The 13,697-nt window shown below is 62.3% G+C and carries 12 protein-coding genes; 7 read left to right on the plus strand and 5 right to left on the minus strand.

The window, feature by feature from the left end; all coding sequences use genetic code 11:
* Positions 1-67: 67 nt before the first annotated feature.
* Together ACIA48_RS01975 and ACIA48_RS01980 are read left to right on the plus strand one after the other, a co-directional pair.
* Positions 68-661, plus strand: coding sequence for a cadmium resistance transporter (locus ACIA48_RS01975; protein ID WP_396727111.1), 594 nt, complete (start codon positions 68-70; stop codon positions 659-661).
* Positions 662-820: 159 nt separating this feature from the next.
* Positions 821-1,582: a tat pathway signal sequence gene (locus ACIA48_RS01980; RefSeq protein WP_396728446.1), complete on the plus strand. Its 762-nt coding sequence runs from the start codon at positions 821-823 to the stop codon at positions 1,580-1,582.
* A gap of 405 nt (positions 1,583-1,987) precedes the next feature.
* Here ACIA48_RS01980 and ACIA48_RS01985 read toward each other — a convergent pair whose 3' ends face one another.
* Positions 1,988-2,740: a helix-turn-helix domain-containing protein gene (locus ACIA48_RS01985; protein ID WP_396727113.1), complete on the minus strand. Its 753-nt coding sequence runs from the start codon at positions 2,738-2,740 to the stop codon at positions 1,988-1,990.
* Positions 2,741-2,855: 115 nt separating this feature from the next.
* On the opposite strand from ACIA48_RS01985, the gene ACIA48_RS01990 reads away from it, so the two are divergent.
* From ACIA48_RS01990 to ACIA48_RS02000, 3 genes are all read left to right on the plus strand, one after another.
* Positions 2,856-3,761 (plus strand): sterol desaturase family protein, encoded by a 906-nt coding sequence (locus tag ACIA48_RS01990; RefSeq protein WP_396727115.1) that lies wholly within the window; start codon positions 2,856-2,858, stop codon positions 3,759-3,761.
* A complete protein-coding gene (locus tag ACIA48_RS01995; RefSeq protein ID WP_318991419.1) occupies positions 3,758-5,482 on the plus strand; it encodes an amidohydrolase family protein in 1,725 nt (574 codons plus the stop codon). The genes ACIA48_RS01990 and ACIA48_RS01995 overlap by 4 nt, the downstream gene beginning before the upstream one ends.
* Before the next feature lie 264 nt (positions 5,483-5,746).
* Positions 5,747-6,403 carry a DUF305 domain-containing protein gene (locus tag ACIA48_RS02000; RefSeq protein ID WP_396727117.1) on the plus strand — a complete coding sequence of 219 codons (657 nt, stop codon included), beginning with the start codon at positions 5,747-5,749 and terminating at the stop codon, positions 6,401-6,403.
* Between the two features lie 42 nt (positions 6,404-6,445).
* Here the strand turns inward: ACIA48_RS02000 and ACIA48_RS02005 are convergent, their stop codons facing one another.
* Positions 6,446-7,603, minus strand: coding sequence for a sensor histidine kinase (locus ACIA48_RS02005; RefSeq protein WP_396727119.1), 1,158 nt, complete (start codon positions 7,601-7,603; stop codon positions 6,446-6,448).
* Entirely contained in the window at positions 7,600-8,352 is a 753-nt protein-coding gene (locus ACIA48_RS02010) for a response regulator transcription factor (protein WP_066811022.1), read from the minus strand. The genes ACIA48_RS02005 and ACIA48_RS02010 overlap by 4 nt, the downstream gene beginning before the upstream one ends.
* 916 nt (positions 8,353-9,268) lie before the next feature.
* On the opposite strand from ACIA48_RS02010, the gene ACIA48_RS02015 reads away from it, so the two are divergent.
* Entirely contained in the window at positions 9,269-10,117 is an 849-nt protein-coding gene (locus tag ACIA48_RS02015; RefSeq protein WP_396727121.1) for a M56 family metallopeptidase, read from the plus strand.
* 202 nt (positions 10,118-10,319) lie between these two features.
* Entirely contained in the window at positions 10,320-11,009 is a 690-nt protein-coding gene (locus tag ACIA48_RS02020) for a response regulator transcription factor (RefSeq protein ID WP_233151532.1), read from the plus strand.
* Positions 11,010-11,064: 55 nt separating this feature from the next.
* On the opposite strand, the gene ripB is transcribed toward ACIA48_RS02020, so the two are convergent.
* On the minus strand, positions 11,065-11,814 hold the full coding sequence (gene ripB / locus ACIA48_RS02025) for an NlpC/P60 family peptidoglycan endopeptidase RipB (RefSeq protein WP_396727124.1): 750 nt from the start codon (positions 11,812-11,814) through the stop codon (positions 11,065-11,067).
* 425 nt (positions 11,815-12,239) lie between these two features.
* Positions 12,240-13,109 carry a L,D-transpeptidase gene (locus tag ACIA48_RS02030; protein ID WP_396727126.1) on the minus strand — a complete coding sequence of 290 codons (870 nt, stop codon included), beginning with the start codon at positions 13,107-13,109 and terminating at the stop codon, positions 12,240-12,242.
* Positions 13,110-13,697: the final 588 nt, after the last annotated feature.

Genomic DNA, 13,697 nt, shown 5'->3' on the forward strand with positions numbered 1-13,697 from the left:
CCGAGGCATTCGTAGTCGCGTCGATCGTTGGGTGTGCACGCGATCCCGGAGACACCGCGACTTGCACATGATGCTGTCTTCGGTTCTGCCCGCAATCGGCTTGTTCACCGCCACCAACGTCGACGACATCATCGTGCTCTCGCTGTTCTTTGCGCGCGGCGCGGGGCAGCGCGGGACAACGGCACGGATCACCGCAGGTCAGTACATAGGTTTCGCGGGCATCCTGGGTGCGGCGGTACTTGTGACGGTCGGCGCAGGGGCATTCCTTCCCCCCGAAGTCGTCCCCTATTTCGGACTTATCCCCTTAGCCCTGGGACTGCGGGCGGCATGGGAAGCGCGGCGCGGCAACGATCAAGATGACAACGATGGAGGGATCGCAGGCAAGAACGTCGGTATTTGGGCTGTCGCAGGAGTTACTTTCGCCAATGGCGGCGACAACATCGGCGTCTACGTTCCCGTCTTTCTCAACGTCGTACCCGCGGCGGTAGTGGCCTACTGTGTCGTCTTCCTCGTCCTCGTCGCAGTGCTGGTTCTCGCAGCCAGATTCGTCGCTACCCGCCAGCCGATCGCCGACGTCCTCGAACGCTGGGAACACGTGCTATTCCCCATCGTTCTGATCAGCCTGGGCATCTTCATCCTGGTGAGCGGCCTCGCTTTTTGAGGATTGCGGCCACTACTGGCCGACACGATAAGGCTCGTCGACCACACCTACGTAGACGAGCAGTAGGAAGCGGTGTCGGCAGCGGCGTGCCTTAGGCCAACATGCGGAAAGGACTGAGAAGCTGAACCTGTGAAGGCGCTAGCGACTGGACTTGTCGCACTGGTGGTGCTGCTCGTCGTCCCGACGCCCGTCGCGAACGCGGACATGGCCCAGCGTATTGCGCAGGCAGACGCCTACCTCACCACTCGTCCTGGCACCGTCGGCTATGTGTTCCGCGACCGCACAACTGGACAGGCGCACCGCAACGACGCGGCCGGCACGATGAGATGGACCGCGTCCACCATCAAACTCGCGATGGTGGTGGATCTGTTGACGCGGGCGCGCGCTGGCCAAATCAGCTTGACTCCGGCGGACAGTCAACTCATGGCCGACATGATGCATTCCTCTGACAGCGACGCCGCCGATACGCTCTGGAAGCGCTACAGCGGACCCGACAACATGGCGTTCAACCGCAATTTCCCCGCTTACGGACTGACCAGTCTGCAGGCACAACAAGGGTTCAGCGAAACGTATCCCTACTGGGGTTTCCATAAATCGACGAGTGACGATCTCGACCGCCTGATGAACTACACACTCACCAAATTGCCGCCGGCGCAGAGCGCGGCGATTGTCGCGGAGATGCAGCACCTCGATTCAAACCAACAATGGGGCGTGTGGGGCGCGGGTGCGGAAATGTCTCCGGGCAACAAGAACGGATGGTCACAGGAGCAAGGCGGATGGGTGGTCAACAGCGTCGGTTTCGCGGGTCCACAACAGCGCTACACCTTGGCAATCATGAACTCACTCGAAGGGGAGGGCGGCTACGAAGACGGCGTTGAAACGACAACGCGCCTGGCCCAGATATTGCTCTCGCCGGCCTAGGGGTTGCCCGCAATAGTCGGAGCTGCGAAGTCCGCGTGCGGGCATATGATGCTATCGGTATTCAGCGTCAAAACTGGTGCGGGACTGAGGAAGACGGTAAGCGACACCTCGCAGTGAGGCGTGGCTACTGCCTCGACGGATGAGGTGGCCAACGAAAGGGGAGCGGCAAGGCTCAAACGGCCCGGACCGCTCCGTGACAATGTACGTAGTTAATACGTAGATGAGCGTAACTCATTCGTCCCATAGATAACAGGCCTCACATGCGCCGTAATCGATATAAGCAGGAATCAGATGACGAAGATCTTGGTCGCGCGAGCACAGATCACCCCTCTGCTACCTGCACCACCCGCGCAGAAAACACTAATGCGCCACGGAGGTGTGAGCGCAGGCGCTCCCGACGACCGGTCAGGCGAGCCGAACGCTTCGGTGGACGTCGATCGGTGCGACGCCGAACATTTCGTGGAACGCGCGGTTGGCGTGAGAGCTGTCGGCGAAGCCGGCGGCGTGAGCCGCGGCGGTGATTGTCCCTCCCGTACGCGCGACTTCCATCGCTCGGATCAGGCGCGCCCACCGGACATAGGCTGGAAAGGACAGACCGACGTCGCGCGCGAACAGCCGGCCTAGCCGGTCGGCCGACAGGTGCACCGCAGCAGCGACGTCGGTCAGTCGAACTGGGCCGCTGAGGAGGTCGGGTATCAACGTGATGGCAGCCGACACAGCCGGGTGCGTGTCGGCGCGAGCGTTAACTTGTTTTTCTGGTCCGACAAGCTCGGCGATCACGGCATCGGCTGCAGCTGCGAGATCGCTTGATCGCGGAAGATCTGCCGAAAGGCGTTGAGCCGCTGCAATCCATCCATCCACCTCTGGCCTCGCGGTCCGGTCGACGAGAGCTTCGACTCGGCGCCCGTATGCGCTGGCCGAATCGAGATAAATCATGAGTCCAGTCGCTGCGCCGGCATCCACAGCGTGTGCGGCGCCAGACGGAATGACACCGACGCGACTCTGGGCACTGTGTCCGGACGAGTCGGTGAGAAGCACAGGGTCATCGGCGGCGATGGCGATCTGAACGGCCGCATGCGAGTGACCATGCGCGGCACCGAGGCGGCCGCCGTAGATCAGCCGACCCGGCTCGATCACCGCTGTACCCGACCACGTCACCTCTTGAGTATGCCGTCGTCGGCCCCGGCGCCTAGAGACTTCGACGACTCGCTTCGCGTGAAGGTCACCGGATCTGTACATGCGCCGCGGTCTAGACACTTTGAAGACTGAAGACATGGCGAAGACACTTGTTCGGTACGGCTACGTGCCGCTGATGTTGATCGGTATAAACGGCGCCGCGATCGGGCTGGCACATGCACCGTGGGCTGAGTCATGGATGGCTGCGCTCATTGTTGCGGCGATCGGATTGTCGTTCGTCGCTGAGCGGATTCTGCCCTACACCGATGAATGGAACACCTCGGTTGGTGATGGGCGCCGCGACGTGGCGCACGCTTTCATCAACGAGACCTCGCTGCTCCTTACAGTGCTGGTTATCCCGCTGATGGCCGCGCTGTCACCATTCGGTCAACGTTGGCCTTCGTCGCTGCCCTTCGTCGTGCAGGTTCTGATCGCGATCGTCGTCACCGACTTCGGCGTGACCGTCGCGCACCTGGCCAGCCACAAGGTGGGGTGGCTGTGGTGCTTTCACGCCGTGCATCACAGCGTCAAACGGTTCTACGGATTCAACGGACTCATGAAGCATCCCCTTCACGGAGCTTTGGAACTCGCGGCGGGGACCGTGCCTCTGCTCTTACTCGGCATGCCCAAGACTGTGGCCGAGGTTTTGACCGTGTGCATTGCGGTACAGCTGTTGCTTCAACACTCCAACGCCGACTACCGCATAGGTCCGCTGCGGAAAATGCTGGCACTTAACGAAGGTCATCGCTTCCATCACCTCAAGTGGGCAGGCATCGGTGACGTGAATTTCGGCCTGTTCACGCTCATCTGGGACCACGCGCTGCGCACATTCTCTTTCGACCCGCATCGCCGGTTCAGCAGCGACGACCTCGGCATGGCCGCCAAGCCGAACTACCCGGTCGGCTATCTGGCTCAGCTGGCTGAGCCGTTCCGCGCGACCGGCGCTTGCCAACTCAAGGACGACGCAAACGACAGCGCTCAAACTGTGGCGAACCATTCATGACGAGCACCCTCTATACCAATGCCACCGTCCTCACGTGCGACCGCTCAAACTCGATTGCCGAAGCGGTTGCCGTGGCTGACGGGCGCATCACCGCCGTGGGCAGCGAGGCTTTCGTCCGCCGCACTGCCGGACCGGACGCCGCCGTCGTAGACCTCGACGGGGCCACGGTGATGCCGGGCTTCATCGACACCCACCCTCACCTGCTGCACTTCGGGGTGATCGCCGAGCCATTGGTCGATCTCGGTGACGCAGTCGACCATATGGACATCGCCGCGCGCCTCGCTGTCCGCACCAAAACGACTCCGGCGGGGGAGTGGATCATGACCACCCCGGTAGGAGAGCCGCACTACTTTCTGCGACGGTCCTACCGCCACCTCACCGAAGGGGTCTTGCCTGATCGAATCACACTCGACCGTGCCGCGCCGCACCATCCCGTGTTCATTCAGGCTTGGGCGCCGGTCATCCCGAACACCTGTGTGCTGAATAGCGCAGGATTGCAGCGCCTGGGCATCGACCGGCACACCGCCGACCGCGTCGGCGAGGTCTGGGTCGAAAAAGACGCCAGCGGTGAGCCGACCGGGCGGCTCCACGGCGCGGTCACCCTCTACTACAACAACGACGACTTCATGAATGGCCTGCTGCGGCAGCTACCGCTGTTGCAGCCCAATGCATTCGAGCCTGGCGTCGTTCACGCGATGCGAGACGCTAATGCACGCGGTGTAACCACCATCTACGAAGCCCACGCTATGGACTTCTCTCACATCGAGCTCTACCAGTGGCTGCGCAGCACCGATCAGCTCAGCTTGCGCGTGCAGTGCGCACCCGAAGCCCACATCTATGGCATGCCCGACGACGATCCGCTTGATGTCGACCGATTACTTGCCCGGCTTCGGCGAGCGGCCGGCATGGTCGACCGAGACGACGACATATTGCGCATCGACGGCATCACCATTGGCCGCGGCGGATCCTGCCACGCCGGACAGTTGCTGCTCCGTGAGCCGTATCGGGGGCCTTTCGGCACCATGACATCTGGACGATCATTTGTGCCTGCGGACACCGTCGAGAAGGTCATGCGGTTCTGCCTTGCCAGCGGCCTACGGCTGAACATGATGATCGCCGGCAACGGTGAACTCGATGACTATCTCGAACAGCTCGAAGGCCTCGTCGGGCCGCTACGCGCGGAGGACCGTCCGTGGATCGTGCAGCATGCAGCAATCGCCGAACCCGAACAGATCAGTCGCCTCGCCGCCTTGGATCTCGACCTCACCACCACCATGTCGTTCTCCTGGGGCAAGGGTGAGCTGTTCGCCGACCGTGTCGGCGAGGCCATCCTCGAGCACCTCGTGCCGCTGCAGCGGTTTCTCAACGCCGGGCTCACCGTAGGCTGTGGCACTGACTGGGGGCCGAAGAACGTCTTCGAACATCTGGCCCTGGCTGCGAAACCGCGCTACGGCGCTTCTGGACGTGCCGCCGCTACCGCCGGGGTCTCTCGCATAGACGCGCTCGCCACCTGGACGCGCACTGCTGCACAAGTATTGAGGTGGAATGACATCGGGTCACTCGTCGCCGGCCATCATGCCGACATGATTGTCGTGGATCGCAACCCGTTGACCTGTCCGCTCTCTGACCTGCCTCATACCCGCGTCCTAACCACCATGCTCGGCGGTCGCCCGGTCGGCGGAAGCGTCACTGACAGCACTGCAACCGTAACTCCCGCGTAGAGGCTACGTGACCGGAGGCCAGCCGGTCTGAGCGCTTCGGTGTCGTGCAAGCCATTTACCCATCATGCGCTAGTGGCGGCCAAGCGCCGAGCTCAGCGTCGACTCAGCGGCGCTCGGCTGGTAACAGGTAGTCGAGGTGTCTTCATCAAATCTTCATCGGAACACGAACGCACCCATACATGGGGTCCTGAGGCTGAACTGAGGCGGCGAGAGCGCTCGCCCCGCTGATGCGTGATGTCACGAAGTTGTGAGGAAGGATGTGCCATGCAGCACAGGCGAAATGGATTGAGGCTCGCGGCTTTGGCGGCGGCGGCCATGTTGGTAGGAGCCTGTTCGAACACCGGAACAGACTCTGCGCCAGCGGCCAGCCCTACCTCGGCGGAAGCGTCGGTCTCGCCCAGCGCGGCCGGCAGTGTCGCTACCCATAATGACGCCGATGTGAGGTTCGCTCAAGGAATGATTCCCCATCACCAGCAGGCGATCGAGATGAGCGACATGCTTCTCGGTAAACAAGGCATCGACCCCGAGGTTGTGTCGCTGGCAAACGAGATCAAGAACGCGCAGGCTCCCGAGATCGAGCAAATGCAGGGATGGCTCCGGGAGTGGGAAGTCTCTTCCACACCTACGCCGAGCGGCACTGGCATGCCCGGCCAGGGCATGCCCGGACATCAGATGCCTGGTATGAGTGGCGGGCACGGCATGATGTCGGATGCCGATATGGCCGCGCTGCAGAACGCGCAGGGCGCCGAGGCCAGCCGGCTTTTTCTGATGCAGATGATTGAGCACCATAAGGGCGCGATCATGATGGCGCAGCAGGAAATTGACAATGGTCAGTTCCCCGCGGCGATGGAGATGGCGCGCAACATTGTGTCGTCTCAGCAAGCAGAAATCGACACCATGCAGGGAATGCTGGACAAGTGACCAATCCCAAGTGGGCTGGGCGGGATCGCGTTGATGTGCGGTTTATCCGAGATTCTGTTGAGGTTGCGCGATGGGCAGGTCGACGGTGAATACTGCACCAGCGTCGAGTCCAGCGCTGGCTGCGACTATTGAACCGCCGTGAGCCTCGACCAGCGCCTTAGCGATCGCGAGCCCTAAACCGGCGCCGCCGTGTTCACGATCGCGGGCGGTGTCTGCGCGATAGAACCGATCGAACACTCTCCTGAGGTGCTCTGCTGGGATTCCCTCGCCTGTGTCGGAGACAGTGATCTGGAGCCGACCGCCGTCCCGGACACAGCTCAGCTCGACAGAGCCGCCGAATGGCGTGTGCCGCAACGCGTTTTGCAGCAGATTGCCAATGACCTGGGCCAGTCGTTGCTCGTCTGCCCACAGCGGCGGTAGTCCCTCCTGGACGCGAACAAGCAGCGCCACTCCTTTCTTGCTGTAGCTTTCTTGCGCAGCGACGACGCACTGGCGCGTTAAGCGGTCGACATCAATGTTCGCGTAGGACATCGAAACCGAGCTTTCTTCGGCGTTTGCGAGGGCGGCGACGTCATCGGAGAATCGCACAAGCCGCCGGGTTTGGTCGCGCAGCATGGCGGCTGTCTGCGGCGTCAGAGTGCGGACGCCATCTTCGAGCGCCTCGATGTATGCCTCCAACACAGCGACTGGTGTCCGGATCTCATGCGCTAAGTCTCCGAACAACCGCTGGCGTGACGAATCAACAGCCTGAAGCCGGGAGGCCATCTGATTGAAGGCGGACGAGAGGGCATCGAAGTCGTCGCCGAGGCCCGGCGGCGACACCCGAATGTCATAGTTGCCCTGCGCGACATTGGTTGCGGCGGAGGCGACCTCGGCGATGGACCGCTGGAGCCGTCGACTGATGTAAAAACTGACAGCCAGTGCGGCCAGTATGGACACCGCCAAGGCGCCTCCGAGGGAGATCACCGTTGCGTAGCCGTAGGCTTCTTCGGCGTGAATTTCCTCCGGGGAGTCCATCGGCACCCCTGCGCGATGCAAATGCTCACGAAACAGGGGAGGGCCGACGACGGCGGCCACTGCCAAGGTTGTCGCGGCCCCGGCCGCGAGCACAATGGCTTGGGCTGCCAGGAGCCTCAGGCCGATGCCGGGGCGGCCACCTCGTCGAAATGGGCGCAGCGTTGACGTAGCCGGGGGACTCATTTTCCGGACCCCATCCGGTAACCCACGCCTCGGACAGTGGCGATGTAGCGCGGGCGAGTTGCGACGTCGCCGAGTTTGCGCCGCAGGTGCCCGATGTGGACGTCAACGAGGTGCTCGTTACCGACCCAGGGTCCGTCACGCACGATTTCGAGAAGTTGGCGACGGGTCAGCACGATGCCCGGCCGACCTGAAAGAGCTTCGAGAATGTCGAACTCTGTGCGAGTCAACAGGATCTGTTCGTCGCCGATGCGTACCTCACGGGCGGCGACGTCGATGCTCAGCGCGCCGAAGCAGCGTGGTGGCCTCACGTCAAGTTCGGCGCGTGCAGTGACCGACTGCAGGACACGCGGCCGCCGCAACATGGCGCGAATGCGCGCTACCAACTCGCGCGGGCTGAAAGGTTTGGTGATGTAGTCGTCGGCGCCGACACTGAGGCCGAGGACTGTATCGAGTTCGGTGTCGCGAGCGGTGAGCATGACGACGTAAGCGTCAGAGAATGTGCGCAGCTGCCGGCAGACCTCCAGCCCATCGATGCCGGGAAGACCGAGATCAAGGATGACGACATCAGGATCAAGGTCGCGGGCGACGGCGATCGCGTCGACGCCGTTGCCCGCGACGACGGCTTCGAACTGTTCGCGTTCCAAATAACTGGCGACCACTTCGGCTAGGGGAAGCTCGTCGTCGACGACGAGCGCGCGGTAACCGTTTGCCTGCTCAGGCGGTGTGCCCGGGTGGTGCTCCATGCCCATATGGTGCCCGCTGATGCGGCCGCGGTGACGTGCCACCGTCGGAGAGCCTCGATCTTCAGCAGATCTTTACCAGACTCATACCGATTGCAACCTGCGGCGGGGTGACGCTGGACGCCGAGGAGGCGAGATATGCGTTGGATGACTGTCGTGTGCGCGAACAGTGTCGGGTCGGAAGTGTGGCTCATTCTGAGTGTCGTTGTCGTTGTGCTGTGGGCTGCGGCTATCGCCGGAGCAATGGCGTTACTTGGCGCTTCGCCGTGGCCGCGCCGTTCCGAGCGGCCGGACTCTCCGCAGGAATCTGTTGGAACTGCCGCGCCGGTGCGGACTGACCGGTAGAGCGGTGCACTCACCGTGGCCCCGCTGCCAGATGTCAGCACTCGATCAAGCTGGTGACGTACGGCGTCGCGCCGGATCGGCCGTGTCTGTTCAGAAGGAACGAGATCATTCGGCCGAACGGCGGACCTTGAAAAGGACGGCAGACATTTCCAAAGCGATGATCACACGTTGGGTGTGGCGAATCGACGGTTTATCCAAGCCGGCAGCTACATTTGGGGGCTGGGTCACACGGCGACTGGGCGAACTCGTCGGGGAGATCAGGAGTGGCACGCAAATGGACAGCGACAACGAAAACTCGGCGACCTCGAAGCGTTGGGCATGAACTGCCTGTGGATTCGCATGGAGCCCGTCACGGCGCTCCATCTCGTCGACGAGATTTCACGACACCGCCAGGTCGCTCGCACCACCGTGATGTGACTGTGGCCAATCTGTACCGCAAGCCCTGGACGAAGAAGAGTGCTGACCACTTGGTCCCACCGAGGGCGGTTCTGTGTATGGAACGACGATGATGACAACGGCGGTGTGGCTACTCCTCTACGGCGCTACGCTCGCATGGTTGGCTCCGCCCATTCTTGGGCGGATGACCGCTTCCGGCATCAGCCCCCGCATGGGCGCCGCGGCATGGATAGCCGCGGTGGCCGCGGCGCTGGTGACATGGCTGGTTGCGCTCGCGCTCGCCATCGGAGCGACGGCAGACAGCGTTCACACAGGCGCGGTCGTGACGCTGTGTCTGGAACTGTTCGGCTTCTCCGATCACACGCGTATGGCCGGCCCTATCGGGTTACTTGCCCTCATCGTGGCTGCAACGTTGACGTTGGGGCTTGTCACGCTTCGTGTTTGCCGATGCATATCTCGCCTACGCGCGCGAAGTCACGAGCATGCGCAGGCCGCGCGGATCATCGGCCGGCCCACCGGTCACCCGAACGTCGTCATGGTGGAAGACGACCGTCCGGCCGCCTACTGCGTCGTAGGACGCCCCAACGCAATCGTCGTCACCTCAGCGGCACTCAGGTCGTTAAGCCGGTCTGAGCTGAAAGCGGTCCTTGCCCATGAAAACGCCCACATTTCTGGGCGTCACCACTACATTCTCATGGTGCTGCGTGCCGTGGCGCTCACACTTCCGCGACTACCTCTCTTCGCCCGGGCTGAGCGCTGTGTGGCGGAGCTGCTGGAGATGTGCGCTGATGACACCGCGGCACGTCGGGTGGGTACCCGACCTCTGCTCACCGGCTTGATCGCTTTGGCCGGACACCAACCCGTTGCGTACGACGGCCTCGCCGCGGCGGCGACGGCGGTCGTCACTCGCGCGCAGCGGTTGGTCACTCCTACACGCAGTCACGTGCAATGGCGCCATCGCATCTGTTTGGCCGCCATGATTTGCGCAGTGGTCGCCGCGCCTACTCTTTTTCAAGTGCTCTGCCACCACTAGACATTCGAAGGCTTCCGAGGCTCGAAGCAGGCGGATGAACGTCGACATATCAGCCTCAATCATCAACTGCTGATCTACGTAGTAGATACATAGATCGTGATACGCTAAGGCTCCCAGTAACCATGTGGGCGACGCAGTTAAACGATGCCCCACATCGGCGAAGGAGCCTGTCACGACCATCGATTCACACCCCGGAGTCCGAGTGGACGGTGACGCACGTCCGGTGGTGGCCGCCGGCCGAATCCGCGTCTTGCTCGTTGAGCCGCGGCGCATCTACGCCGACATTCTGGCGCACAAGATGCGCGCCGATGATTTCGTCGTTGCTGTCGCATGCTCGGAAGCCGCAGCACTCAGTGCACTGCGCGAGTATGACCCCGACGTGGTGGTGGTGTGCGTGGGCGAGCAGGGTGCTGCTGTTCTGGATCGGGTTCGCCAGGCGGCAGGCGGTGGTGTCGTCGCGCTTGCTGACGCAGAGATCGCGCCACTAATGTCACGTGCTGGAGTGGTCGCCATTGGGCACTGCGAGACGCTGAGCGCACGAATTCGGCGCGCCCTCAGACACATTCGCCTCTACGGTGAGATCGGCGACACGCGGCGACGCCGCATTGACGACCTCGTGGTCGACGTGGCCGCCCGGCGTGCGTTCCGAAGCGGAGGCGCCATATCGCTTACTCGGATCGAGTTTGCGATCCTTCAGGCTTTGTCTGACAATCCGGGCGAGCCCGTGACCTGCCGACGCCTTGAGGAGATCGTGTGGGGATCTCCGCATTCTGGCGGTCGTTCCGCTCTGGGAGTGCACATCGGAAATCTTCGCCGAAAGCTGGGCGACGACCCGACATGTCCGCGCTACGTCCGCACGGTCCGCGGCATCGGCTATTGTTTACTCGGATAGCTCATCACGCGGCGGCCTGAATTGCGTTGCGGACTAGCGAATTTGGGCGCTGCAACTAGCTCTCGATAATTCGGACGACGTAGGGTGTCATTCCCGCCGTACGTACGGGTGAGACCTTGATGGGAACGCCTGTCTGTTGGGCCTCAATCATCTGTCCCCCGCCCAAGTAGATCGCCTCATGCTGACTTCCGCCGGGCCCCCAGAACAATAGATCGCCGCGCTTGGCTTGAGAGGGAGGCACCTTTCTGCCAGCGTTGTACTGATCGCCCGACCATCGTGGCAGCAGTACACCGACGCCGGCGAACGCAAAACGTGTCAAACCAGAGCAGTCGAATCCGACGGTGCCTGCTCCCTGGTCGACACCGCGGCTCGGGCCGTTCAGGCTGCCGCCTCCCCAGGAGTAGGGAACGCCGATCTGCGTTCCGGCCCTGCGAATGACGTATTCGATTGCCTGGGCACCGTACACCCTATTGCCGCGAACGGTCGTTTGAGGACTAGCCGTGGGACTGGCAATTCCGAGGCTGCTAAGAAAGCTGCGCCCTAAGTCGACCGCTGTCTGAGTTGCGGCGGCCGTTGCCTGCAGCGACGCATTGGCGATGGCTACCGGATCGCCGGGCGCTCCCGCGCTCGGCAGCTTTGGCAGTAGTGGATCCCATTGCCCGGCGGTCGGTTCGGCGGATGCCGCTGGGGTGCACGCGAGGAATAGCGACGCGACAACAGTGAGGACCACGCTAGCGGCGCGCCGAAAATCGATCCGGGAAGGGCAGGCGCGCTTTGAGCGCACGCCACGGGCAGTAGGTCCCATGTTGAATCTTTCTTCCGGCGGTCGAAGCGGCGGGCCGCGGGCTGCCAAACCTTGGGTCTGTCGACGGTTCGCATTGAGTAGCAACCACGTACGTAGCGAGTACGTAGATCAGCGTAGCTCACAAATGCATCATTAGTAACACCGGCAACATAATTACAAGGCTGCAATTCGCGGGCTGCAATGTGGCAGTGAAGCGCATAAAGCGCGCCGTGCACGTCTGCGAGGCCGACTGCTTCGGATGCAATAACGTCCAGGGCATGGCCGAAGTCTCTTGCAATGGCCCGCCCGCGCAACCTAATTGGTGCTGCGCCGACATCATCGACGGTGGTTACGATCCGACCGCAGGCAAGGGCTGTTTCCGGACGTTATCCCAAGGCGCCGGTTGCGACGACGACACAACTCTCTGTAGCAGCGTTGAGGCCTCGTCAGCGGGGGATTACCCGAGGAACTTCAACTCCGATTTCCGGCGCGGGTACCGACCGAGGAACTTCGATGCTGTTCTCCTGCACGATTATCGGATCACCGATGTTGACCGTGTTGAAGTACCATTCGGCATCGTCCGGGCTGAGGCTAATACACCCGTGGCTGACGTTCTCATAGCCGAGCGAATTGATCGCCCACGGAGCTGAATGCACGAAGAGGCCACGTCTGGTGAAACGGACGGCGTACTCCACGTCGAGCAGATAACCGTCGGGCGAATCGACGGGGATGCCGACGCTGCTCGAATCCATCACCACGTCGCGCTCTTTCGCCAACACGGTGTAGGTACCTACGGGTGTGGGGTACTCAGGGCGACCCATCGAAGCTGGGAACACGCCTGGCTTTCCCCAGTTGGGACGGTGGTGTGGCGCTGGGAGCACGGCCGCCTGCACGCCGTCGATAGTCACGGTGAATGTGTGATCCGCGGTGTTGGCAACGCCGACCACAGCGGGACCCGTCGCGAAGTTCGTCTTCATCCCGCCCACAGATAGCGCTATCGCGCTGTTAGCAGGCCAGAATTGATTGGGAACCCATTGAACGACGTTGTCTGCGAGCCAATCGAATTCACCCGTCAACGCGGGCGACGAAGTGATGTCGAGGGCACGTTCGGTTGCGCGCCTGTCGGAGACTGGCCCGCCGAAGGTCACGACCACGGGGTGTGCGACGCCAACGACCGCGTCCCGCGTCGGTGAAACAGACGCGATGCTATTCCCCGACGGCTGCTTCGTTGCCGCGATGCTTGTATCGACCGGACCCATGACCACACTCGCAGGAATCGTGATCGCGGCAAGAACATACCGAACAACCCCACGCATCGTCTCGGGCTCCCTCGAAATTTCGACTGTGTCAATTGATGCTATGGGTGGCGCAGCGAATGAATGCGCAAGGGCGTGTTAGCAATTCGATCAAGTGTCCGTCACGGTTTGGCTACAGCGAGTAACAGCAGTGGTGCTGACACGGAAAATCTCCGGGCAAAAGGCCGACCTCCCAAAGATCCCACGCCCCTGTGAAACAGGGGTAGTCACAGATCCGGCAGTACCCCTCAGGGACTTGCAAGTGGTCATCTCCCTCCCGGGTGACAGGCACGGCTCAGCCCGCCTCAGAAGCGTGGCCGATTGCCGCGCACGCTCCCAGAAAAACCTTTGATTCGAAGCACCTTCAGCAGCCTGGTGGCGGCGCCCCGGGTAGGCGCGAGGGTAGTCATCGAGGGGGGCAGTCCTTGCATCACATACCCCTGTGGGGTATACAGGCGATTACCCCTGGGGGGTGTACGGGAATCGGAGGAGCAAGATCAGGTCTGCATGGGCGCTGCCGGCGACATCCACCAACTCGGCACCGCAAACACCACGGTTTACGACGATGCGGGTTGCTCAAACACGCCATGGGAATGCGCCGTTCACCGG

Source organism: Mycobacterium sp. NPDC051804 (genome assembly GCF_044452905.1).
GTDB lineage: Bacteria > Actinomycetota > Actinomycetes > Mycobacteriales > Mycobacteriaceae > Mycobacterium.

Bases quoted from the DNA above. Each gene is read 5' to 3' on its own strand.
- ACIA48_RS01975 (WP_396727111.1), top strand. From the start codon at position 68: ATGATGCTGTCTTCGGTTCTGCCCGCAATCGGCTTGTTCACCGCCACC.
- ACIA48_RS02000 (WP_396727117.1), top strand. From the start codon at position 5,747: ATGCAGCACAGGCGAAATGGATTGAGGCTCGCGGCTTTGGCGGCGGCG.
- ACIA48_RS02030 (WP_396727126.1), bottom strand. From the start codon at position 13,109: ATGCGTGGGGTTGTTCGGTATGTTCTTGCCGCGATCACGATTCCTGCG.
- ACIA48_RS01995 (WP_318991419.1), top strand. From the start codon at position 3,758: ATGACGAGCACCCTCTATACCAATGCCACCGTCCTCACGTGCGACCGC.
- ripB (WP_396727124.1), bottom strand. From the start codon at position 11,814: ATGGGACCTACTGCCCGTGGCGTGCGCTCAAAGCGCGCCTGCCCTTCC.
- ACIA48_RS02005 (WP_396727119.1), bottom strand. From the start codon at position 7,603: ATGAGTCCCCCGGCTACGTCAACGCTGCGCCCATTTCGACGAGGTGGC.
- ACIA48_RS02015 (WP_396727121.1), top strand. From the start codon at position 9,269: ATGACCGCTTCCGGCATCAGCCCCCGCATGGGCGCCGCGGCATGGATA.
- ACIA48_RS01990 (WP_396727115.1), top strand. From the start codon at position 2,856: ATGGCGAAGACACTTGTTCGGTACGGCTACGTGCCGCTGATGTTGATC.
- ACIA48_RS02010 (WP_066811022.1), bottom strand. From the start codon at position 8,352: ATGGGCATGGAGCACCACCCGGGCACACCGCCTGAGCAGGCAAACGGT.